The organism is Granulicatella adiacens ATCC 49175 (assembly GCF_025150565.1).
GTDB classification, from domain to species: domain Bacteria; phylum Bacillota; class Bacilli; order Lactobacillales; family Aerococcaceae; genus Granulicatella; species Granulicatella adiacens.
Map to the genome: position 1 here is coordinate 1 of NZ_CP102283.1, position 25522 is coordinate 25522.

Here is a 25522-nt window from a genome sequence, read left to right on the forward strand (position 1 = left end):
ATGAATTCCATTCAAGATTTTTGGGATATATTATTAGAACAATTTGAAAAAACAAATTCCGAGTTTACATTCAACCATTGGATAAAACCCGCTGAACCTGTTCGTATCGAGAAAAATATTCTTTATATTAAAGTCCCTTCTCAAACATTTGCCAGATATTGGCAAGATAATTTATTAAGAGACATTATTGAATTTGGGTACGACTATTTCAGACAATCATTTGAACCTAGATTTATTACACCAGAGTCTGATTTCGAACCAACGATTTCTTCTTTTCAATCAAACAACAGTAATATAGAAGAAACACAAACGACTGGATTAAGTCATCCTTCTCCAACTGCGATTGAAGAGGATTCTCATTTAAATCCAAAATACACTTTTGATACATTCATTATCGGGAAAGGGAACCAAATGGCTACGGCTGCCGCTCGGTATGTAGCGGAAAACCCTGGAACGGCTTATAACCCACTCTTTTTCTATGGGGGTGTAGGTCTTGGAAAAACCCATTTAATGCAAGCGATTGGGAATGATTATAAGAAGAATCATCCAACAGCACGTGTTAAATATGTAACCAGTGAAGAGTTTATGAATGAAATGATTGCTTCCATTGGATCAAAGACACCACAAGAATTCCGCAATCGTTATCGCAATGTGGATATTTTACTAGTCGATGATATTCAATTTTTAGCTGCAAAAGAAGCAACACAAGAGGAATTCTTCCATACTTTTAATGCTTTATTCAATAACCAAAAACAAATCGTACTTACTAGTGACCGACAACCAACAGAAATTAAAGCTCTTCAAGAAAGACTTGTTTCTCGTTTCGTTTCTGGTCTTCCTGTGGATATTACTCCACCAGACTTAGAAACTCGGATTGCGATTTTACAAAATAAAGCACAATCCCTTGGTTTTAATATTCCAATCGATGTACTGAGCTATGTGGCAGGACATATTCAATCAAACGTACGTGAGTTGGAAGGAGCTCTAATGCGTCTTCAAGCCTATTCCGTGATGGTTGGCGAAGATATTTCAACAGATTTAGCCGCAGAAGCTTTGAAAAATCTCCTACCAGGTGGTAAAGAGAAATTACTATCGATTCATGATATTCAAAGTGCTGTTGCCAAATATTACAATATTACTGTTGAAGATATTAAAGGGAAAAAGAGAACGAAAACAATGGTTCAACCTCGTCAAATCGCCATGTATCTTTCACGTGAATTAACAGGAAGTTCTTTACAAAAAATTGGATCTGACTTTGGTAGAGACCATTCAACCGTTCTTCATGCTTATGAAAAAATTAGCTTAGAAGTAAAAGAAAATACTGAAACGACTCAAGTCATTAATGAAATTAAAGGATTGCTTCATCAGTAGTCAGTGGATAACTCAAAAAATTCAAGCTGTTTATCCACAATAGTTATCCACAATCAAAAATGAAAGAACTGTAGGGATTCTTCACTTTTCCACAGAATACACAGCCCCTACTACTATTACTATTTTTTTAATAAATAAATTAAATATAAAAGGACATCCAAAAGGAGGAAGTTATGAAATTTTCAGTAAACAGACAAGGATTTTTAAAAAATCTAGTCGATGTTCAACGTGCAATTCCATCAAAAACAACGATTCCAATTTTAACTGGGATTAAATTAGTTGCAAGTGAAGAAGGTTTAACATTAACAGGTAGTGATTCAGAAGTTTCTATCGAAGTATTCTTACCTATCGAAGACGAAGAACTACAATTAACAGTCCAAGAACCAGGTAGCATCGTTCTTCCTGCTCGTTTCTTTGGAGAAATCGTTAAAAAATTACCTTTAAATCTCTTCTCTATCGAAACAAACGATCAATTACAAGCAACGATTACAGCAGGTAGTGCATCATTTACATTAAATGGTTTATCTGCAGTGGATTATCCACAATTACCTGAAATCGAAAAAAATCATGTAATTACCATTCCTGTACCATTATTTAGACAAGTGATTGTACAAACAGCGGTTGCCGTTTCAACAGCAGAATCTCGTCCAATCTTAACAGGGATTCATATGGTGATTAAAGACAACAAATTAAAAGCAGTCGCAACAGACTCTCACCGTTTAAGCCAACGAATCATTCCACTACAAATGCCAGCTGGAAGTGATGCATTGACTTTCGAAATGACATTACCTGGTAAAACATTATTAGAATTATCTCGTATCATCGACGGATTAGAAACAATCGATTTTGCGATTACAGATAATCAAATCTTGTTCCAAACAGAAACATTATCTTTCTACTCTCGTTTATTAGAAGGTATGTATCCTGATACAGACCGTTTAATTAACGACGGAGCGAACACTTCCATTACAGTCGTTGCAAGTGAACTTGTAGCAGCCGTAGAACGTGCTTCATTAATGTCACATACTGATAAAAACAATATTGCAACACTAACTCTTTCTCCAGAACGTATTCTATTAACAGGGAAATCTCCTGAAGTGGGTACGGTTGAAGAAGAAATCGCTGTGGAAAACTTCGAAGGAGCTCCACTTGAAATTTCATTTAACCCTGACTACTTAAAAGAAGCGTTGAAATTATTCGGTTCTTCAGAAGCTGTGATTAACTTCTTAGAAGCAAACCGTCCATTTACATTGAAACTAAAAGAAGACCACTCTGGTATTCCACATAGCTTCATTCAATTAGTGACACCTGTTCGTACATTCAACGGGTAATCGTAAGTTATCAAACTTTCACTCGAGCTTTCGTTTTGAAGGCTCGAGTTTTTTTATGTATAGAAAAAGGAATTAAGCAGTGAATGCTGCCTAATTCCTTTTTGATTCTTAGTTTTTATAATCATCCCACAATGGAGAAGAATACATATAACTTCCGCGTTTAGCTACCTCTCTACGACCTTCTCGAACAATAAAGTCTAAAATATTGAAAAACTTCTCTTTTGCATCAATGAAATTTGTAAATTCAAATGTCTTTCCTAAAACATAAGATCTATCATCTCTACTATTCACCATGAATAAATGATTTTTATAGAAAAGATGTACTGCAAATAGCGTGGTATTAGATTCATCAAATAATACATAAACCAATGAATCGTAATTTCTATGTTTAATTTCTTCCTCTAATTCTCTTTTTAATGGCTCAATATTCATATCAGAATCCTCGAAATGCTTTATTTGTCAATAGTATAGCATATATTTCAACCCTCATCTGCTAAATTTCCCGAAATTCACTTATAAGTGAAGTGCACCCTGTCAAGTAGACAGGAAAATAATTAAATTGTATGACGAGTTCTAATGAACTCGTCTTTTTATTTATGCAGGAATTTTTAACCCCATTGATAAAGTAATTCTTTTCTCATTATAGAAGTGGATATACTCCTCAACCTTCTTGAAGAGAGACTCATAGGTTTTGAAATGATATAAACGATATACTTCTTCCTTTAATGTTCCCCAGAATGATTCAATTGGTCCGTTATCTATACATCGGCCAGGACGTGACATACTATGTGTTATTTGTCCTTTTTCTATAAAGTGCTTAAAGAAATGAGAAGTATATTGAAATCCTCGATCACTATGAATCATTGTTTTTGTTGGAATTATCTTTCTCTTTATTTGATCAAAAGTATCTTTAACGATTTGATTATTGTTTTGTTTAGATATTTGATATGCAACTATTTTCTTTGTGCCATAATCTAAAACTGCACTTAAATAAGCTTTTTCTCCCTTTCCATATTTCAATTCAGTGATATCCGTTAATAGTAGAGCCATTGGCTCGTAATCTTTCTGAAATTCTCGATTTAAAATATTAGCTGCGGTGTATTCTTCAGAGTTAGATTTATAACGATAACGTTTTTTTCGTATAATTGCCTTTAATCCCATTAATTTCATAAGGCGCTGAATACATTTATGATTCACCTTCGCATTTCTATAATAGTTTAAATAGATTGTGATACGACGATATCCATATATACCTTGAACGGATTCATATACTTCGTGTATTAATGACATTAAACGACGTAGTCGTTTTTCAGATTCCGAAGGGACTCGATTTAACCATTTATAATAGCCGGCTCTACTAACGTTTAAGGCTTTACATAATTGAGTAATATGAAATCCTCTTTTACTTAATTTTTTAATCGTTTGATATTCCGCTTCAAATTTCGTCTGGCAAACATCAACTCGCTTTCCACTTCTTGTAATTTTTTTAGTGCGGCATTTTCTGTTTCTAAATATTCGTTTCGTGCCTTTAATATAGCCATTTCTGCACGAATACGCTCGGTTTCTGTCTGTATATTATCTGGTTTTCGTTTTCCTCGACTATCTACTAATCCATCAGGACCATATTTTTGATATTTTTTAACCCATTGATACACTGAGTTGTAAGAGACATTAAATTTTTGTGCGGTTTGTTTATAGTCTAATTGATTTTGAATACAGTCTTTGACGATAAATATTCTTTCTTCATGCGATGTTTTTCTAAATTTCATAGTATATACCTCTGGCTTAGGATAGTAGGCCTTCTCGGCCTCACCATTAGTATACTTAATAATCCAATTTCGTACAGTTTTAGCACAAGGGATTTTGTATTTTCTTGCGATTGCAGTAAAGTAAGTTTTCGATTCTAAAAACTCTTTGACCACCTTTTCTTTAAATTCATTTGTATAAGTGTTAAACCCATCTCGATCTTCTAATACAGAAGGTCCGTGTGCTTTATAATTCAGAAAATACATATTAAAGCTTCCGGGCGATATCTTTAAACCATATTCACTACGCAGCTCATGAAAAGATACACCATCTAAATACAATTCTATGAATTGTTCTAATTCTTTTGCAGTATGTTTTTTGACCAACTTAAAAATGCCCCCTCTAAAGTAGTTTACTTTTTTAAGTGTCTACTTTAGAGGGAGCATATCAAAGTGAATTTCGGGCAGCACGATTTTGGGGTGATTTTAGCTCCCAAAATCCAAATTTTTGAAAAAATCCTAGTAAATTTTGTTTTTTGTTTTTTTAGGCTTTTTTGATGTTTTTGCCTCAAAATTGAAATAACCCCCTAAAATTTGCAATTTCTTTGCGAAAAGCTTGTAAAAAATGTATAATAATGTAGAGTTATTCTACTTAAAAATATGTGAGCATGCATGAGTTTAATGGAGTTCTCACCAATATCCATTAGAAAAGAGGAAGTTCATGACAACTATCGTATCGATCTCTGATGAGTACATTACATTAGGGCAATTTTTAAAACATATTGACGTCATTACAACGGGCGGACAAGCAAAATGGTACCTGCAAGAATATACAGTTTTTGTAGATGGAGAGTTAGAAAATCGACGTGGTAGAAAATTATATCCGAATACACGTGTCGAAATACCTGATGAGGGTATTTTTATTGTGAAAGAAATGAAATCGGATGAAAATGATTTGAACACACATGACGCATGAAGCTGACTAATTTACAATTACAAAACTTTCGTAATTATGAATCTGTCCAATTAGAGTTTACAGACGGTGTGCATGTTTTTATTGGTGAAAATGCACAGGGTAAAACCAACCTAATGGAGTCGATTTATGCCTTGGCGATGACAAAGAGCCACCGCACTACAAACGACAAAGAACTGATTGGATGGAAAAAAGACTTTGCGACGATTAAAGGGACTATTGAAAAAACAGCGACAAAGACGAATTTAGAATTGCAATTTTCTAAAAAAGGAAAAATTGCAAAGGTGAATTATTTGGAGCAAAAACGACTGAGTTCCTACCTTGGAAACTTAAATGTTATTTTATTTGCCCCTGAGAACCTCACGCTTGTCAAAGGGTCTCCGCAAAACAGACGTAAATTTGTGGATATGGAACTTGGACAAATGAGTTCCCTCTACCTTTATGATTTAGTGGAATATAATCGCGTCTTAAAACAACGCAATACGTATTTGAAGCAGCTAGCGATTAAGAAAAAGCAGCCTGACGAATACTTAGAGGTTTTAAGCGAGATGTTAAGCGAGTTAGCTAGTAAAATCGTCTTTCATCGTCTCGATTTTATGAAGCAATTGGAGGCTTTAGCCATTCCGATTCATGACCAGTTATCGCTTGGTCGTGAGAAATTCTCGGTTTCGTATCAAGCAACGATTCCCCTGGAGGATGGTTTAACAGCTTCGCAAATGAAAGAAATTTATATGAATCAATTCAAGAAGAATCAAACTCGTGAGGCGGATCAAGCCACAACGCTGATTGGACCGCACCGTGACGATTTGATTTTTTATTTAAATGAGGTTCCAGTTCAAACGTATGGTTCGCAAGGACAGCAACGTTCGACCGTTCTGAGTTTGAAGCTTGCGGAAATCGAATTGATGAAATTATCGACAGGCGAGTACCCTCTTCTACTATTAGATGACGTACTTTCCGAGCTCGATGATGACAGACAAACTCATCTGATTAAGGCGATTGAAAATAAGGTGCAAACTTTTATTACCACAACGAGCCTGGATGGGATTAAGCAACAATTTATTAATGAACCAGTCGTAATACCGATTGAAAAAGGAACTATTTTAAAAACGGAGAGTGAGAATTAGCATATGACAGAAGAAAACAAAGCTGAATTAGCTGCGCAATATGATGCCAGTCAGATTCAAGTATTAGAAGGACTCGAAGCTGTTCGTAAACGTCCTGGGATGTATATTGGTTCAACAAGTAGTGCTGGGCTTCATCACCTTGTATGGGAAATCGTGGATAACTCGATTGATGAGGCTTTAGCAGGATTCGCCACTCATATTGAAATTGAAATCACCAAAGAAAACCATATTCGTGTCACTGATGATGGACGTGGGATTCCGGTGGATATTCAAGAAAAAACAGGTCGTCCTGCCGTAGAAACAGTATTTACAGTGCTTCACGCCGGTGGTAAATTCGGTGGCGGAGGCTATAAAGTTTCTGGGGGTCTTCACGGGGTTGGGGCTTCTGTTGTTAATGCTCTTTCAACAGACTTAACCGTTCAAGTATTTAAAGATGGCAATATTTATGAGCAATCTTATAAACGTGGTGCCGTTTTAGAAGACTTAAAAATCATTGGGACAACTGATAAACATGGGACGAGCGTATACTTTGTACCAGACCCTGAAATTTTCCAAGAAACAACGGTATTTGAATTTGATAAATTAGCCAACCGTGTGCGTGAATTAGCGTTCTTGAACAAAGGATTAAAATTAACGATTACGGATTTCCGACCAGAAGAGCCAGTGAGAAAATCATTCTGCTACGAAGGCGGGATTAAGAGTTATGTCGAACACTTAAATAAATCAAAACAAGTGTTATTCGAAGAGCCAATTTATGTAGAAGGAGAACAAGATGGCATTCAAGTAGAAGTTGCAATGCAATACACTTCTGGATACCATACAAACCTTCTCAGCTTCACGAATAATATCCACACTTATGAAGGTGGGACTCACGAATCAGGGATGAAGACGGCCTTAACACGTGTGATTAATGATTACGCGCGTCGTCAAAAATTGATGAAAGAAAACGAAGAAAAACTAAGCGGTGAAGATGTCCGTGAAGGTTTAACGGCTGTTGTTTCTATCAAACATCCTGATCCACAATTCGAAGGACAAACAAAAACGAAATTAGGAAACTCTGAAGCTCGTACGATTACAGATAGACTGTTTTCAACGCACTTCGATAAATTCTTAATGGAAAACCCTCAAGTCGCACGTAAGATTGTTGAAAAAGGGATTTTAGCTTCGAAAGCACGTCTTGCTGCAAAACGTGCCCGTGAAGTGACTCGTAAGAAATCTGGTTTAGAAATTTCAAACTTACCAGGTAAATTAGCAGACTGCTCAAGCAATGACCCAACGATTTCTGAATTATTCATCGTCGAAGGGGACTCTGCGGGTGGTTCAGCAAAACAAGGACGTTCACGTCATTTCCAAGCGATTTTACCAATCCGCGGGAAAATCTTGAACGTTGAAAAAGCAACACTCGATAAAATTTTAGCCAACGAAGAAATTCGTTCGCTCTTTACAGCGATGGGAACTGGTTTTGGTGGAGATTTTGATTTATCGAAAGCTCGTTACCAAAAATTAGTCATCATGACCGATGCCGATGTCGATGGAAGTCACATCCGTACATTGCTCATTACTCTTTTCTATCGTTATATGCGCCCTGCAGTGGAAGCTGGATATATTTATATCGCGCAACCACCTCTTTACAAGTTGAAACAAGGTAAGAATGAATACTACATTCAAAATGATAAAGAGCTTGAAGCGAAACTAAAAGAATTACCAGCACATCCAAAACCACAATTATCACGATACAAAGGTCTTGGGGAAATGGATGCGGAACAATTATGGGAAACAACCATGAACCCTGAAAACCGTTCAATGTTACAAGTATCTGTAGAAGATGCTGCAGAAGCGGATCAAATTTTAGATATCTTGATGGGAGACCGTGTAGAACCACGCCGTGAATTCATTGAAAGCAATGCGAAATACATCAATATGGAAGATTTAGATATCTAATTTAGTAAACGAATTTGAAGAGAAGAATAGAAAAGGAGACGAATTATGTCTGAAGAAGTGAAACACTTTGAAGAAACTTTTGAATCAACTGATTTAGTACAAACGATGCGTAAATCATTTCTAGAGTATTCGATGAGTGTTATTGTATCGCGTGCCCTACCAGATGTGCGCGATGGATTAAAACCAGTGCACCGTCGTATTCTATATGGAATGAGTGAACTTGGAGTAACGCCGGACAAACCGCATAAAAAATCTGCGCGTATTGTCGGGGACGTAATGGGTAAATATCACCCACACGGTGACTCTGCAATTTACGATGCCATGGTTCGTATGGCACAAGATTTCTCATACCGTTACCCATTAATTGATGGTCACGGTAACTTTGGTTCTGTCGATGGAGACGGAGCCGCTGCGATGCGTTATACAGAGGCTCGTATGAGTAAAATTGCTCTTGAAATGCTTCGCGATATTAACAAAGATACGATTAATTTCCGTGATAACTACGATTCAACAGAACGTGAACCAGAAGTATTACCAGCACGTATTCCAAACTTATTAGTAAATGGTGCAACAGGGATTGCGGTTGGGATGGCAACAAATATTCCACCACATAACTTGGCGGAAGTCATCTCAGCTCTTCACTTATTAATGAAGAACCCTGATGTCACAACTACTGAATTAATGGAAGCTCTCCCTGGACCTGACTTCCCAACTGGAGGAATTGTCTTAGGAAAATCTGGAATTCGTCGTGCATACGAAACAGGACGCGGATCGATTACGGTTCGTGGACGCGTACAAATCGAAGAATTGAAAAACGGAAAAGAACGCATCATCATCACTGAATTACCATATATGGTAAATAAAGCGCGTTTAGTAGAACGTATCGCACAATTACACCACGAGAAGAAAATCGAAGGAATTACTTACTTAAACGATGAATCTGACCGTGTCGGAATGCGTGTCGTAATTGAAGTGCGTCGTGATGTTTCCGCATCCGTTGTATTAAATAATTTATACAAATTAACACCATTACAATCCAACTTCGGATTCAATATGCTTGCGATTGTGAATCAAGAGCCAAAAGTATTGAGCTTAAAAGAAATTTTACGCCACTACTTAGATCACCAAGAAGAAGTCGTTCGTCGTCGTAGCTTATTCGATAAGAAAAAAGCGGAAGACCGCGCTCATATTTTAGAAGGATTACAAATCGCCTTAGACCATATCGATGCAATTGTGGCCATCTTAAGAAGTTCAGCAAGTGGAGATATCGCCAAAGACCGCTTCATGAATGAATACGGCTTAAGCGATAAACAAGCACAAGCGATTCTCGATATGCGTATGGTTCGTTTAACAGGATTAGAACGCGAGAAAATTGATGCAGAATACAACGAATTGCAAGCAACCATCCAATACTTAGAAAAAGTATTAGCAAGCGAAGAACTTCGTTACGAAATCATCGAACAAGAATTACTTGAAATCCAACAACGTTTCGACAATCCTCGTCGTACAGAATTATTAGTCGGAGAAGCATTAAGCCTTGAAGATGAAGATTTAATCGAACAAGAAGATGTCGTGATTACATTAACGAAGAATGGATATATCAAACGTCTTGCCAACACTGAATTCAAGGCACAACGCCGTGGAGGACGTGGGGTTCAAGGAATGAGCGTTCATGATGATGACTACGTGGAAAATATGATTTCATGTTCAACACATGATTCACTCCTCTTCTTTACGAATACAGGGAAAGTTTACCAAGCAAAAGGGTATGAAATTCCTGAATATAGCCGTACAGCAAAAGGATTACCGGTTATCAACTTATTAAACATTGATTCAGCTGAGAAAATTCAAGCGATTATCAGTGTTCCTGAATCTGACGAAACAGAACGTTACTTGTTCTTCACAACATTACGTGGAACAGTGAAACGTGTCCGTCTATCAGAATTCAAGAATATTCGTACAAATGGTCTACGTGCCATCCAATTACGCGAAGATGATGAATTGATTCGTGTAGTAGTCACAAGCGGAAATGATGGCATCATCCTTGGAACGTATCACGGTAACGCTGTAAGCTTCCATGAAGATAAAGTTCGTGCGATGGGTCGTACCGCTTCAGGTGTTCGTGGGGTTTCTCTACGTGACGGCGACTATGTCATCGGAATGGATATTTTAACTCCTGATAATGAAGTATTAGTCGTGAGTGAAAAAGGATACGGAAAACGTACAGCTGCTAGCGAATACGCATTGAAAGGCCGTGGCGGTAAAGGGGTTCGTACACTTCGTATTACCGAGAAAAATGGGCCACTAGTCTGCCTACGTACGGTAACTGGAGACGAAGACTTACTCATTATGACCAATAAAGGGGTTATCATCAGATTCCATGCTGAAGATGTGTCTCAAACAGGCCGTGGCGCTCTTGGAGTTCGTATGATGCGTCTTGATCAAGATGCAATTGTAAGTTCATTAGCGATTGTAGACCGCGAAGAAGAAACAGAAGAAGGATCTGAAGCCACTGACTCATCGACTGAATCAGTAGCAACAGAAAATCCAACTGCATCCCTTTCAGATGAAGCCATCAAAGGCAATATGAAAGACTTTGCGCAACAATTAGTTGACGAAGAAAATGAATAATCAGTAAGCAAAAAGCCATCAATTGATGGCTTTTTGTGTTCTGTTTTTCTTTATGATGCTAAAAAGAGTATAAAAAGCACTCATTAAGATTACGAAGAATCATATGGATTCTATAATAGTGGTAATGGGGGATGGCTTTAAAGGTGAGAGACCATAGGCTCGAACCGGTGCTCTATTATCACTATTATGAAGATATCCGTAAGGATTCATAGTAATCGAATATAAAGCTTTTTAGCAAAAAAGTTCTCTTTGAAGGCAAGAAAATCTCTTTTTTTATGCGGATTCTAGTTATATAATAGGGATATACAGGGGCATAAGGAGGAATTTGCATGATTGAATTTAAAAATGTTTCAAAAGTATATGGACAAACAGTCGCTTTAGATGGACTCAATTTAACGATTGAAAGTGGAAAAATCATCGGACTGATTGGACATAATGGTGCAGGAAAATCAACAACCATTAAATCCCTAGTAAGTGTCATCAATCCAACAAGTGGAGAAATTTTTGTCGATGGACAAGAACTTTCAGCAAATCGACTTGCGATTAAAGAAAAAATTGGCTATGTAGCCGATAGTCCAGACCTATTCCTACGCTTAACAGCCAATGAATTCTGGGAATTAGTTGCTTCTTCTTATGGCATGACTCTAGACGAAGTAGAAAGCCGTCTAGCATATTTACTAGAATTATTTGATTTTGAAGGACATCGCTATGAAGTCATTGATTCCTTCTCACATGGGATGCGTCAAAAGGTATTTGTTATTGGGGCCTTGCTGTCTGACCCAGATATTTGGGTACTCGATGAACCTATGACGGGTCTTGATCCACAAGCTTCTTACGACTTGAAGAAATTAATGCGCGAACATGCTGATAAAGGCAATACCGTTCTTTTCTCTACTCACGTACTTGAAGTAGCAGAACAGCTTTGCGATAAAATTGCGATTTTGAAAAAAGGAAAACTACTCTTCTATGGTACGATTCAAGAGTTGAAAGGACAACAACCAGAAAGTACTTTAGAAGAAATTTACTTATCAATTGCCGGCAAACAAGAAGGAGTGGATTCACATGCGGTTTAAACGAATTTTAACGCTGGTGAAGACCAATTTAATCTTTGCGACACAACCGGCACAATTGCAAAATTATCGAAAGAAACAAGCGAAGAACCCGACAAAACCAGTGAATGTTGCGATGAGAACATTGATGCAACAATTGATGTTTGCGGTTATATTTGGGGGATTTTTTGGATTTGTAGGAATGATTTCAGGACGTTCCTATTCTCCACTCCAATTTGCAAGTTCTATATTCTTGTTTATGATGATTTTAATTTCTCAAGCACTTCCGTCAATCTATAATGTATTTTATGAAAGTAAAGATTTTGAATCTTACCGTCCATATGCATTTACAGAAACAGAAGTGATTTTAGGAAAAAGTCTATCTGTTGTAGTGGCCTCATTATATGGCTTACTTCCAATATTTATGTTTTTTGGAATCCATGTCTATTTTTCAGGAGGAAATTATTTCTTAACGATTCCACTTGGATTATTTGGAGCACTCTTACTAAGTACGAGCGTCTATTTATTAATGTTTATACTATGCTTCTTTTTAGCAAAAATTCCAATTTTTAGAAAATATCAATCTGTGATTGCCAATGTATTAATTTTTATTGTCTCGATTGGCGCGGTCATTGGTTATCAATTTTTGATGAATCGCAATACTGGAATTCAAACTTTTAAAGGAGAAGTTCCTGTATATTTATCGCCTATTAAAGCTTTTTATGATGTACTTCTTAATCCAATGGATTTAAGTTCATATCCTCTAATTGGAATCGTTGTTGTTGCATTCTTAATTCTTATAGCTCTCGTTAAATTTATTGTATTACCTAATTTCTACGATGCGGTTTCTCAAACATCTACTAATAAAGTAAAAGTTGAACGAGTTAAAAAAATGGAATTAAGTGGAGGAAAGTTATCATTTAGATTCTTTCTTCGATATACTTTAAGGCAATTATTAGAAGGGTCTGTTTTAACTCAAACGATTATTGCTGCAGGTGTATTACCTTATCTATTCTTCCTACCAACAATGATGAATATGTCTTCTCTTCCAGAAGGTGTGAGTATTATGGAGTTTATTAATTTAAATACTTTCTTACCTTTTGCAATGTTTTTGACGTTTATCGCCTTCTTTAACACCGGAGGAAATAACTTATTGGCAGTTGGGATTTCACTCGAGCGAGAAAACTATTATTATTTGAAAGTTCTCCCGTTTGATATGCATCAATTTTTAGAGCGTAAATTCTGGATTTTGTTTGTCATTCAATCTGCGTTACCAGTACTTTTACTGACTATTATTTTTACGGTTCTACGTTTCCCAATTTATATGATTTTAGGGATTATTTTATATTGGGGAATCATCAGTCTAGGTCTTAGCCGTTGGGGATATGCAAAGGACTTGAAACTCTTTACGCCAAGCTGGACGAATGTAGTGGAACTATTGAATCGTTCTCGTAGCGGCGTTAAGTCGATGATATTCTTAGTGATTCTCTTCGGATTTATTTTTGGAGCAGGTTATTTATTAGCTAAATTACCAGAATGGAATCGTACTCTTGTTTGGGGATTGACGATTGGTTATGTAGGAATCATTTTAGGACTATCAATTTTCGCAATCTTCTTCTATAAGAAAAAATTACATGAATTAGTTGATTCTGAATAATGATTTTAAGACTTAGAGATTTTCTCTAAGTCTTTTTTATAACCATCCTTATAGGGTTTTGCAGGTATATAACCAATAGTTATAACAAACAATAGAAAAACGGTATAAGAAAACCTATTGCTATGCGGATTGTTCTCTGTTATCCTAAGACCATGTTCATAAGACATCACAAAGAACAGGTGAGTAAAAAAGAAAATTTGCTAAGAGAGTCTCGGCTGGTGGGAAGAGATCAAATGGAATTTTTGAAGATGGCCTCGGAGTGATTTTACATCGAATCATTAGATGTAAATGGGTAGCCCATTATAGCTGTAGAGTATAACACCAAGCGTGCGTACTCGGTAAGGTAGGATTCGTGAGGATTCTACAAAACAAGGTGGTAACACGAAATTTCGTCCTTGCAGTAGCAATACTGTGAGGATTTTTTATTTATAGGAGGAATGACCAATGTCAAAATTACAAGCACCATTTAGAGTCGATCACGTAGGAAGTTTCTTACGTCCAAAAGAACTAGTAGAAGCAAAAGAAAAATTTGCAAAAGGAGAAATTACACGCGAGGAATTAACAGCCGTCGAAGATAAAGCCATCGAAAAGTTAGTCGAACAACAAAAGAAAGCTGGATTAAAAGGATTCACAGACGGCGAATTCCGTCGCCAATATTGGCACTTAGATTTCTTCTGGGGATTAAACGGAGTGGAACATACACAAGCAAAAATTGGATACCAATTCCACGATGAAATTACAAAACCAGACTCAGCAGATGTCGTTGGAAAAATCACTGGTGAAAATCACCCATTCGTAGAACATTTCAAATTCTTAAAACAATTCGAAGACGAAGATTTCATCGTAAAACAAACAATCCCTGCTCCAGCGCAATTCTACTTCGAATTGATTCGTGACGCAGAGCATATTGAGCAAACTTTCTCAGTATACCCTTCAAAAGAAGAACTCTTTAAAGATATCATTGCTGCTTACAGACAAGTGATTAAAGAATTATACGATGCAGGTTGCCGTCTCTTACAAATCGACGACTGTACATGGGGTGTAATCGTAGATGATAACTTCTTAAACATCATCTCAAAAGAAAGTCATTTAACACCTGAAGAATTAAGAAGAGAACACAAACGTGAATTTTTAGAGTTAAACAACGGAATTCTAGAAGATTTACCGGAAGATTTAACAGTAAACACTCACGTATGCCGTGGTAACTTCCACTCAACATGGGCAAGTTCAGGTGGCTATGATTCAGTGAGCGACGCATTATTCGAAGACGAAAACGTACATGCGTACTACTTAGAATACGATACAGACCGCGCAGGCGACTTCAAGCCACTTGCTAAAGTGGGTAATGAGAAGAAAGTCGTATTAGGACTCTTAACTTCAAAATTTGCTGACCTAGAAGACAAAGATGAAGTCATCGCTCGTATTAAAGAAGCGAGCCAATACGTGCCACTTGAAAACTTATACTTAAGTACACAATGTGGATTTGCTTCAACAGAAGAAGGAAATGTCATTAAAGAAGAAGATCAATGGAAGAAAATCGCATTGATTTCAGAAATCGCTCGTGAAGTTTGGGGAGAATAATCATCCCGTAAGAAGAAATTCGAAGATAGATTGGAGAAATAAATTTATGACATCAAAACAAGCACCATTTAGAGTAGACCACGTAGGAAGTTTCTTACGTCCAAAAGAATTAGTAGAAGCACGCGCAAAATTTGCAAAAGGCGAAATCACACGTGAAGAATTAACAGCTGTAGAAGATAAAACGATTCGAGAAATTGTACAAAAACAAATCGCTGCTGGATTAAAAGGCGTTACAGACGGTGAATTCCGCCGTGCTTACTGGCACCTTGACTTCTTCTGGGGATTCAATGGTGTGGAACATACAGTTGGTGAACATGGTTATAAATTTAACGGTATTGAAACAAAAGCCGATACATCAACATTAACAGCTCCAATCGATGGAAAAAATCACCCATTCGTCGAACATTTCAAATTCTTACGTGACTTAGTGAAAGACGAAGATGTTATTGTGAAATTCACAATCCCTTCTCCATCACAATTCTATTTCGAATTAATTCGTACACCTAAACATATTGCAGCTTGGAAAGCAGTTTATCCAACAGAAAAAGAGTTGTTCGAAGCAATTAAAAACGCATATGTGGATGTAATTACAGACTTATACAACGAAGGCCTTCGCACGCTTCAATTTGACGATTGTACATGGGGCGCTTTAGCAGACGATGGTTTTGCAAAACGTTTCAACGCAGACCGTCCATTAGAAGAAGTTCGTCGTGACTTTGCAGGTCGTGCATTACAATTGAACAACTCAGTTCTTGATGCACTACCAAAAGACTTAGTAGTGAACACACACGTTTGTCGCGGTAACTTCCACTCTACTTGGATTTCTCAAGGGGGATACGAAAAAGTAGAAGATGAGCTATTAGCAGGCGAACACGTACATGCGTACTACTTAGAATACGATACAGACCGTGCCGGCGACTTCAAGCCTCTTGCTAAAGTTTCTGACGGTAAGAAAGTGGTTCTTGGTCTTTTAACTTCAAAATTTGCAGATTTAGAAGACAAAGATGAAGTCATCGCTCGTATTAAAGAAGCGAGCCAATACGTGCCACTTGAAAACTTATACTTAAGTACACAATGTGGATTTGCTTCAACAGAAGAAGGAAATGTCATTAAAGAAGAAGATCAATGGAAGAAAATTGCATTGATTTCAGAAATCGCCCGTGAGGTTTGGGGAGAATAACCTCACATTATAAAACGAACAAAAAGGCTGTGGGGAGAATAACTTTTGAACCGCAGCCTTCCCCTATTTAGAAAGGAAGTGTCATTATGACAGCATTTCAACAACAATTAGCCAAAGCTTACGAAACATTAAAACAAGCAAAATGGGTAAACTTAAGCCATCAAATCGATGCGAATAGCCCTCACTTCCCTGCTCTACCAGCATTGGAACAAAAAGATTTATTTACCTTAAAAGATGGATTCCATGTCCAACAATTATCAGTGGTAACACAATACGGTACACATATCGACCCTCCTTGCCACTTCTATGAAGGCGGACGTTTCCTGGATGAAATCGAGTTGAAAGATTTATTATTACCACTTTACGTCATCGACCGTTCAAAAGAAGTAGCCGAAAATCCAGACTTCGAATTAACAAAAGAAGACGTTTTAGCATTCGAAGAAGAATACGGACAAATCCAGCCAGGTGCCTTTGTAGCATTCCGTAGTGACTGGTCACACCGCTGGCCAGACCAAGATGCAGTTCGTAATTTAGATGAAAATGATGTTCAACACACACCAGGTTGGGCAAAAGATGCGCTTGAATTCTTAATTCACGAACGTCATGTGAAAGCTGTAGGTCACGAAACATTAGATACAGACTCAGGTGTTCACGCTGCCGCACATGGGTTAACAAATGAATACTATTTATTAAGCCAAGATATCTTCCAAGTGGAAGTATTAGCGAACCTTGACCAAGTTCCTTCAGTTGGTGCTGTGATTTCAATCTCATACCCTAACTGGAACCATACTCCAGGTTCACCTGTTCGCGCCATTGCGTATTTACCAGAAGCTGAATAAACGAAAAGAGGAAAACACATGTCAAATCACGAAAACTGTAGCTGTTGTCAAAAAGCGCCTTTTAGACTCGATCACGTAGGAAGTTTCTTACGTCCAGAGCGTCTAAAAGAAGCCCGTGCGAAGTTTAATGCCGGAGAAATCACTGCCGAAGAACTCGAACGCGTTGAAAACGAAGAAATCATTGCCCTAATCGAGAAAGAAAAAGAACTCGGCCTCAAATCTGTCACTGACGGTGAATTCCGTCGTGCATTCTGGCACTTAGATTTCTTAGAAAACTTAGATGGGGTTGAACTTGTCGAAGTAGACCACTTCTCTGTTCAATTCAAAGATAAAGATGTGAAGCCAAAAACATTACGTATCGTTGGAAAAGTGGATTTTTCTGAGGATCATCCATTCGTAAAACACTTCAAATTCTTAAAAGAGCATGCTGGCGAAACACCGGTGAAACTAACAATCCCTTCACCAAGTATGTTGCATTTGATTACGCAAGTTCGTGAGAAAAACTATGTGCCAATTGAGCGCTACAAAGACAATGAAGTCCTCTTCTATGATGACGTGGTGGCAGCATACCGTAAGGCGCTACAATGCTTCTACGACTTAGGATGCCGCAATATTCAATTAGATGATACAAGCTGGGGTGAGTTCTGTGCGTTAGATAAACGTGAAGCATATGAAGCGCGTGGATTCGACCTCGAACAAATCGCTCGTGACTACGTGGATGTATTAAATCGTGTCATTGAATGGAAACCAGAAGATTTAGTGGTGAACATGCATATTTGCCGCGGAAACTTCCGCTCAACATGGTTCTCAAGTGGTGGTTATGAACCAGTGGCGAAGACGCTATTTGGTCATTGCCGTGTGGATGGATTCTTCTTGGAATATGATAGTGACCGTGCTGGTGACTTTACTCCACTTCGCTATATTAAAGACCAAAAAGTCGTACTTGGCTTAATTACTTCTAAATCAGGGGACTTAGAGGATAAAGGCGAAGTTATCTCTCGTATTAAAGAAGCCAGTCAGTACGTTCCTCTTGAACAATTATGCCTCAGCCCTCAATGTGGATTCTCTTCTACAGAAGAAGGCAATATCTTAACGATTGAAGCGCAATGGGATAAATTAAAACTGATTGACGAAATCGTTCATGAAGTTTGGGGATAAAATAAAAAAAAACAGCTCCTACAGTTTTTGTTTGTAGGAGCTATTTTTATAGTTTTTAATCGGATGAATGTATCATAAATGATACGTATCATTTATGATACATCAAAGAAAATTTTGTATGAAATGAATATGTTTTTTATAAGAATTAATGGATAGGATTTTTAATAAAATGTGTTATAATGAGTTGCAATATTTTAAGATTAGTTTTCTAAAAGGATTAGGGGTTAAAGGAAGGGTATATTATGAAAAAAGAAATTTTTTCCATTCGAAAAATAAAGAAATATGCTGGATCTGTATTAATTGGTTCAGCTTTTTTTGGTATGGGCACTACAGTAAGTGCTGCTGGGACCACACAGTATCATTATTTGGATTATGCTAGTTTAAGTGATGAAGAAAAGCAGTTGATTCAGTATGAAGTACCTCCACAAGAGGAAGAAGTTTATTATTTAGTATATAAAAAGACCATGGGAGTTTTACCGCATACAGGTACAGAAACAAATTCAATTTCTTTTGTGTTAGGTGGATTAACTCTAGCGGCATCCAGTATCATCTTGGTAGTTTCTAAGAAAAAGAAAAATAAGATTCTAGGAGCGATTCTTTTCACTACTGCGGGGATGGCTACCTTTATTCCTTCTACAGCATTTGCGATGGATTTAAGTAAAGCCATTCATGAACCAACTCAAGAAGGAATCATCCAAATCGATGGGTATGAATATGTGGGCTATGTAGAAGCAAAAAATCAACAGCAACCAACTACTCTATCAGAAGTATCTACTGCAAATACTACCGAAGCTATTCAAAATCATACAACAAGTACAACCGTTGAAGCTCCAGTTACTCCAAATGAAGATAAAATTTCTTCAACTGGGAACAAACCTAGATTGGAAGTGACAAAGGAAGTGATTCCTTATACCACAACGGTTCAAAATGATGCGACTCTTCCTAAAGGAGAAACGAAAATTCTTCAAAAAGGTGTAGATGGAGAACGAACAATTTTTACGGAAATTCGTATTGAAAACGGAAAAGAAGTAAAAGTCATCGTAGACTCTATTATCTCAAAAGAAGCGGTTCCTGAAGTAGTTGCTAATGGAACAAAGGAAGAAACAACACTTCCTAACGTCGAAACTAGAGTAACTCCTGAAGAAGGAGAACCCTCTCCTACTGTGAATAAACCTACATTAGAAGTAACCGTTGAACCAATTCCTCATGGAAAAATCGTTCAAAATGATGCGACTCTTCCTAAAGGAGAAACGAAAGTCCTTCAACAAGGAACCAATGGAGAACAGACAGTCTTTACAGAAGTACGAGTAGAAAATGGACATGAAGAAAGAAAAATGATTGAATCCACTATCTCGAAGCCTGCTGTAGATGAAATTGTAGCAGTCGGAACAAAGGAAAACACTGTCGTAGAAGCAGTTATTGAAGAAAAAGAGACAGTTGATGTTGATTTTACGACTGAAATTACAGAAGATTCTTCTAAATATACAGACGATGTAACAATCCTTCAAGAAGGCGAAAAGGGACAATCTATCCTCACAAAGCATTATAAAACAGTGAATGGCATTAAAGTTGGAGACCCAATACACATTACTGAAGAAGTCATCAAACAAGCAAAACCGAAGAAAATCATTCAAGGAACAAAAGCCATTGAAGGAACAATCTCTGAAGAAACCTTTGAAAGTATTCCTTTTAAAGAAATCGTTGAAGAGGATGCGACTTTACCAAAAGGAACGATAACCGTTTCAAAAAATGGTAAAGAAGGACGTAAAAAAATTACAAAAACGTTTAAAACTGTTAAAGGGGAAAAAACTTCTGAAGCACCTAGTGTAGAAGAAACCATTATAGAACCCGCTGAAAATAAGATTATTAAAAAAGGAACGAAAGAACTAGAAAAACCAGTTTTATCGATTCGTTCTTTACAAAAAAATGATTTAAAACGCACGGTTGAAGTGGATTATTCATTATCTAAACCAGAAGGCGTTACCATTCAATCGATTACCCTCACCTTGAAAAAAGAAGGCAAAGTTGAAAAAGAAGTAACCCTTTCAGAGAATGAATTACACTTTGTTCTAGAAGGTCTTGATTACTATAAAGACTATACTCTATCTACATCAATGACATTTGATAGAGGGAATGGCACGGAAACTCAACTGTTGGAAGACCAAACAGTTCGATTAGAACTCAAGAAAATTGAAATTAAAGATGTGAGAGAGGTTCGTTTGATTAGATATGAAAATCAAGAGGAACATAACGAAACTCGATTGTCATCTGTTCCAACAGACACCAGTCATTATTATTTAAAAATCACTTCTGAAAATCAAAAAACAACTTTATTAGCGGTAAAAACGATTGAAGAAATTCTTTCAAACGGAAAAGAAGTCTATAAAGTGACAGCTATGGCTGAAAATTTAGTAGATCGTCAGAAAAATCAAACTTTTGATGATGTATATACTTACTTTATCGAAAAACCAAGAACTCATGTGGGAAATGTGTATTATGATTTTGAAGACTTAGTGAATGCGATTCGTGAAAATCCGACAGGAGAATTTAGACTTGGTCAAAGTATGAGTGCTCGTAATGTGGCCTCTCAAGGAAAATCATATATTAAAGCAGAATTTACTGGAAAACTATTAAGTGAAGATGGTAAACGTTTTGCTATTAAAGACTTGGAGCATCCATTATTCAATGTCATTAAGAATGCAACTATTAAAAATGTGAATTTTGAAAATGTAGATATTGATCAAAAAAATCAAGATGATATTGCAACAGTTGCTCAAACGATGAATGGATCTTCAGTGATCGAAGATGTTAAAGTAACAGGTTCTATTTCTGGTCGAAACAACGTGGCTGGGATTGTCAATTATATGAATGAAGGCACTCGTATTGAAAATGTTGCTTTTATTGGAAAATTACATTCAACAAGTGGAAATGCTTCTAATTTAGGAGGGATTGCAGACAAAAATTACCGTGCAATTGTAAGACGGGCTTATGTCGATGCTACTTTAACAGGGAATAAAGTCCGTGCTAGTTTATTAGTGCCTTATGTTGAGTACGGAATGATCGGAGATTATTTAACGGGGACGAAAGGTTCGCTCACTCAGTCTGTTGCGAAAGGAATCATTCATGTAAGAGAACCTATTCAATCAGCGGCATTTGCAAGTAAAACATGGCCATTTGGAACAGTAAAAGATAATGTGAGTTATGCAAAAGTAATCAATGGAGAAATGCTATTTGGTTCGGATGATATGACCAATGAGTATTCTCAACCACATATCAATCAATTATATAGCGTACAAGGTTATAGCGAAGGTAAAAAGACCTATAATAAATATCCTGGTAAGCAAATCGAGTTAACGAAAGAAGCTGCAGATGCTCGTGTGGCAAGTTATAACATTACTGCGAATACTTTTGTAAGCGAAGAATCCCATATTGATGCTTTAAATCGAGTTGTTTCAAAAGAAAATCCTTATGCTGCGATTCAAGATTACAAAGAATCGCATAAACAAGCTTATAAGAACTTGGAAAAGATTCAGCCGTTTTATAATAAGGAGTTTATTGTTAATCAAGCGAACCGTTTAGAAGAAAACCATGCGTTTAATCAAAAAGAGATTTTATCGGTTACTGCGATGAATCAAACAAATTTTGTAACGGATTTAAGTCAAGCTGATCGTATCCTCGTGCATTATGCAGATAAAACGAAAGAATTCTATACTTTAAGAGAAAGTACTGAAGGGATTTCGAATGTTAAAGAATACGATATTGTGGAATTAGGGATTAAATATACGCCGAATATTGTTGATAAAAATCATAGTTCATTGATTCATGACATTGTTGAAAAATTAACTTCAGTAGAATTACAGTCGAATGAGGTGTATCAGTATCTTGAAAAACGTCAAAAACCTCAAGATAATACGATTGAGAAAAAACGTGAATATGTAAAAGATCTTTATTTAGAAGAAAGCTTTGCACATGTAAAAGAAAACTTAACAACATTTGTGACTAAATTAGTTCAAAACGAAGACCATCAATTGAACGAATCTTCCGCGGCAAAACAAATGATTCTTGATAAGGTAGAGAAAAATAAAGCAGCATTAATGCTAGGAATGTCCTATTTACATCGTTATTATGGGGTTCATTTTGACCAATTAAATATCAAAGAATTAATGCTCTTTAAACCAGATTTCTATGGAATTAATTCGGATGTATTGGAAAGATTGATTGAGATTGGTTCTAAAGAAAGTACATTAAAAGGAAATCGTACCTTTGACGCCTTTGGAGAAGCCTTAGCAAAACATACATTAGCTAGAAATTTAGATGAATTTTTAAATTATAACCGTCAACTATTGACTGAATTTAAAAATATGAATGATTGGTTTATTGATGCAACCAAGGAGAAAGTTTATATCGTAGAACGTGCTTCTAAGATGGAAGGATTAAAATATGTAAAATATCGCATATTTGATAATTTAAAAGTTCCTGTCCATAGAAGAATGATTTTACCTTTATTAAATGTAAATAAGGCAAAGATGTTCTTGATTTCAAATTATAATACTCTTACGATTGGTTCTGCGGATAAATATAGAAAGACGATTGAAGAAATGAAGGCTGATATTAATTTAGTAGCCGATCGTCAGCTCAATTATTTAGATTTCTGGTATCGCTTAGCCATCGATAAAGTAAAAGGTAGACTCGCTAAAGATACGGTAACTCCAATTTGGGAAGGCTATAATGTTCATGGACAAGGATGGCCAGATCAATACGGTCGATATGGACAGCTAAATGTTTATGCTCCGATTCGAGAATTTTATGGACCTGTTGGAGATTACTATGGAAACAATGGTGGTTATGCAGGTGCCTATGCATATATTTATGCAAATCCTCATCCAACTGAAAAAGTTGTCTTTGTAATGTCTGACTCCATTAGTGAATATGGGGTTTCTGCCTATACGCATGAAACGACACACATTAATGACCGAGTGGTATATCTTGGTGGTTATCGTCATAGAGAAGGAACAGGTGTTGAAGCTTTTGCGCAAGGGATGCTCCAGTCTGCCGTACCAGGAGGTATGGGCGAATATGGAGCGTTAGGATTGAATATGGCTTTTGAACGTCCAAATAATGGTGACCAATGGTATAATCCAAATCCAAACGATTTACATTCGCGTACGGAAATTGATCATTATATGAAGGGTTATAACGACACCTTAATGCTACTGGATTATTTAGAAGGTGAATCTGTTATTAAACAAAATAACCAAAGCTTGAATAATGCATGGTTTAAGAAAGTAGATCGTGAACTTCGAAATGCGAAGCAAAATCAAAATGATCAATATGATAAAGTTCGCCCACTTACCCAAGAAGAAAAACAAATTCAATTACGTTCAGTAAATGATTTGGTAGATCATAACTTCATTACGAATCGTGATTTTGATAATCGTATTTTCAAACCAGATGATTATGATTCTGCATATGTAAACGTCCGTATGACAGCTGGAATCTATGGCGGAAATACAAGTAAAGGTTCGCCTGGGGGATTATTATTCAAACATAATACATTCCGAATGTGGGGATATTTTGGTTATGAAGAAGGCTTTATTGGCTATGCTTCTAACAAATATAAAAATGCTGCTGACGTAGAGAGAAAAGTACTTAGCGATGAATTTATTATTCAAAAAATTTCTAAAGGTCGTTTTAACAATTTAGAAGAATGGAAGAAAGCCTACTTTGCAGAAGTTGTTCAGCAAGCTAAGAATGGACTCCATTCATTTGAATTGAACGGAAAAACGATTACCAGCTATGAAGAATTAGAAACGCTATTTGAGGAAGCCGTACAAAAAGATTTAAGAAGTTTGAAGAATGGTACGGTAAATCCTCAAAATGTGGTTGAATTAAAGGCAAAAGTATTTAAACAATTACTGAAAGCAACTAATAGCTTTAAAGAAGAAGTGTTTAAAAAATAAAAATACTTAAATTGCTTTTCATATCAAAGTTTGTTATAATTACAGAACGTGAGTATTAGAAATGATACTCTCCTTGCTTGCTGAGAATTCAGTAGGCCAAAAGTCCATAAGGAGGTGACAGTCAATGAGTCAAACATCAAAATACGAGATTTTATATATCATCCGTCCAAACATCGATGAAGCTGCTAAAGCTGAATTGGTTGCAAGATTTGATGCTGTTTTAACAGACAACGGTGCAGTTGTTGTTGAATCTAAAGACTGGGCGAAACGTCGTTTTGCATATGAAATTAAAGATTTCCAAGAAGGTATCTATCACTTAGTGAACATCACTGCTGAAGATGCTGCTGCAATCGATGAATTCGACCGTTTAGCGAAAATCAACAATGACATCTTACGTCACATGATCGTTAAATTAGAAGCATAATTGTTTATTATAAGTAAACAAAAATCTTGAAAGGAGTAAGAATTAAATGATTAATAATGTTGTATTAGTTGGACGCTTAACACGTGCCGTTGATTTACGTTATACTTCAAACGGAACTGCTTATGCGAGCTTCTCTATCGCAATTGATCGTCGTTACCAAAACCAAAACGGTGAACGTGAAACAGACTTTATCAACTGCGTAATGTGGCGTAAAGCTGCAGAAAACTTTGCGAATTTCACTCGTAAAGGCTCACTAGTAGGAATTGAAGGACGTATTCAAACTCGTAGCTATGATAACCAACAAGGCCAAAAAGTTTATGTGACTGAAGTGCTAGCTGAGAACTTCTCATTGTTAGAATCACGTAATGTTACTGAACAACGCCCTGCAAACGATCAAAGCTCACAAGGTGGATTCCAACAAAACCAATCAAATAACTTTAATCAATTTAACACTCCTACTTCATCATTTGGTGGTGGAATGTCAGATCCATTCTTAAGTAATGGAGAGACAATCAACATTTCAGATGATGATTTACCATTCTAAAGTTTAAAAGG

General features: G+C 36.6%; 18 protein-coding genes and 1 other annotated feature. Of the genes, 15 read left to right on the forward strand and 3 right to left on the reverse strand.

All coding sequences use genetic code 11. The features are described 5' to 3' along the window. Both dnaA and dnaN read left to right on the forward strand, forming a co-directional pair. Entirely contained in the window at nucleotides 1-1371 is a 1371-nt protein-coding gene (gene dnaA / locus NQ540_RS00005) for a chromosomal replication initiator protein DnaA (RefSeq protein ID WP_005608203.1), read from the forward strand. 173 nt (nucleotides 1372-1544) lie between these two features. Beyond that, entirely contained in the window at nucleotides 1545-2702 is a 1158-nt protein-coding gene (gene dnaN / locus NQ540_RS00010) for a DNA polymerase III subunit beta (RefSeq protein WP_005608202.1), read from the forward strand. A 108-nt stretch (nucleotides 2703-2810) separates the two neighbouring features. On the opposite strand, the gene NQ540_RS00015 is transcribed toward dnaN, so the two are convergent. From NQ540_RS00015 to NQ540_RS00025, 3 genes are all read right to left on the reverse strand, one after another. Beyond that, nucleotides 2811-3134 carry an Imm59 family immunity protein gene (locus NQ540_RS00015; RefSeq protein ID WP_005608201.1) on the reverse strand — a complete coding sequence of 108 codons (324 nt, stop codon included), beginning with the start codon at nucleotides 3132-3134 and terminating at the stop codon, nucleotides 2811-2813. Nucleotides 3135-3296: 162 nt separating this feature from the next. Beyond that, entirely contained in the window at nucleotides 3297-4217 is a 921-nt protein-coding gene (locus NQ540_RS00020; protein ID WP_324602848.1) for an IS3 family transposase, read from the reverse strand. Continuing rightward, the gene (locus tag NQ540_RS00025; protein WP_005608228.1) at nucleotides 4109-4834 is read right to left on the reverse strand and encodes a helix-turn-helix domain-containing protein; all 726 of its coding nucleotides are present in this window, start codon (nucleotides 4832-4834) and stop codon (nucleotides 4109-4111) included. Before NQ540_RS00025 ends, NQ540_RS00020 begins: the two co-directional genes overlap by 109 nt. Before the next feature lie 334 nt (nucleotides 4835-5168). Here NQ540_RS00025 and yaaA point away from each other — a divergent pair, with 334 nt between their 5' ends. The 13 genes from yaaA (at nucleotide 5169) to ssb (ending at nucleotide 25511) form a co-directional block, all read left to right on the forward strand. Next, nucleotides 5169-5423: a S4 domain-containing protein YaaA gene (yaaA, locus tag NQ540_RS00030; RefSeq protein WP_005608200.1), complete on the forward strand. Its 255-nt coding sequence runs from the start codon at nucleotides 5169-5171 to the stop codon at nucleotides 5421-5423. After that, nucleotides 5420-6547 (forward strand): DNA replication/repair protein RecF, encoded by a 1128-nt coding sequence (gene recF, locus NQ540_RS00035; RefSeq protein WP_005608199.1) that lies wholly within the window; start codon nucleotides 5420-5422, stop codon nucleotides 6545-6547. The genes yaaA and recF overlap by 4 nt, the downstream gene beginning before the upstream one ends. Nucleotides 6548-6550: 3 nt before the next feature. Then, nucleotides 6551-8488, forward strand: a complete 1938-nt coding sequence (gene gyrB / locus NQ540_RS00040; RefSeq protein ID WP_005608198.1) for a DNA topoisomerase (ATP-hydrolyzing) subunit B — start codon at nucleotides 6551-6553, stop codon at nucleotides 8486-8488. Between the two features lie 45 nt (nucleotides 8489-8533). Continuing rightward, nucleotides 8534-11119 carry a DNA gyrase subunit A gene (gene gyrA, locus NQ540_RS00045; protein ID WP_005608197.1) on the forward strand — a complete coding sequence of 862 codons (2586 nt, stop codon included), beginning with the start codon at nucleotides 8534-8536 and terminating at the stop codon, nucleotides 11117-11119. A 329-nt stretch (nucleotides 11120-11448) separates the two neighbouring features. Further along, complete coding sequence (locus tag NQ540_RS00050) at nucleotides 11449-12192, forward strand: ABC transporter ATP-binding protein (RefSeq protein WP_005608196.1); 744 nt, start codon at nucleotides 11449-11451, stop codon at nucleotides 12190-12192. Continuing rightward, nucleotides 12182-13825 (forward strand): hypothetical protein, encoded by a 1644-nt coding sequence (locus NQ540_RS00055; RefSeq protein WP_005608195.1) that lies wholly within the window; start codon nucleotides 12182-12184, stop codon nucleotides 13823-13825. The genes NQ540_RS00050 and NQ540_RS00055 overlap by 11 nt, the downstream gene beginning before the upstream one ends. Nucleotides 13826-13987: 162 nt before the next feature. Beyond that, nucleotides 13988-14225, forward strand: a binding site (T-box leader). Between the two features lie 44 nt (nucleotides 14226-14269). Further along, nucleotides 14270-15406, forward strand: a complete 1137-nt coding sequence (locus tag NQ540_RS00060) for a 5-methyltetrahydropteroyltriglutamate--homocysteine S-methyltransferase (protein WP_005608193.1) — start codon at nucleotides 14270-14272, stop codon at nucleotides 15404-15406. Between the two features lie 46 nt (nucleotides 15407-15452). Then, a complete protein-coding gene (locus NQ540_RS00065) occupies nucleotides 15453-16586 on the forward strand; it encodes a 5-methyltetrahydropteroyltriglutamate--homocysteine S-methyltransferase (RefSeq protein ID WP_039849310.1) in 1134 nt (377 codons plus the stop codon). Between the two features lie 86 nt (nucleotides 16587-16672). Then, entirely contained in the window at nucleotides 16673-17425 is a 753-nt protein-coding gene (locus NQ540_RS00070; protein WP_005608189.1) for a cyclase family protein, read from the forward strand. Between the two features lie 18 nt (nucleotides 17426-17443). Further along, nucleotides 17444-18583: a 5-methyltetrahydropteroyltriglutamate--homocysteine S-methyltransferase gene (locus NQ540_RS00075; protein ID WP_005608187.1), complete on the forward strand. Its 1140-nt coding sequence runs from the start codon at nucleotides 17444-17446 to the stop codon at nucleotides 18581-18583. Nucleotides 18584-18825: 242 nt separating this feature from the next. Beyond that, entirely contained in the window at nucleotides 18826-24543 is a 5718-nt protein-coding gene (locus NQ540_RS00080) for a ZmpA/ZmpB/ZmpC family metallo-endopeptidase (RefSeq protein ID WP_005608185.1), read from the forward strand. Between the two features lie 124 nt (nucleotides 24544-24667). After that, nucleotides 24668-24967 carry a 30S ribosomal protein S6 gene (gene rpsF, locus NQ540_RS00085; RefSeq protein WP_005608182.1) on the forward strand — a complete coding sequence of 100 codons (300 nt, stop codon included), beginning with the start codon at nucleotides 24668-24670 and terminating at the stop codon, nucleotides 24965-24967. 46 nt (nucleotides 24968-25013) lie between these two features. Next, nucleotides 25014-25511 carry a single-stranded DNA-binding protein gene (gene ssb / locus NQ540_RS00090; RefSeq protein WP_005608180.1) on the forward strand — a complete coding sequence of 166 codons (498 nt, stop codon included), beginning with the start codon at nucleotides 25014-25016 and terminating at the stop codon, nucleotides 25509-25511. Nucleotides 25512-25522 lie beyond the last annotated feature (11 nt).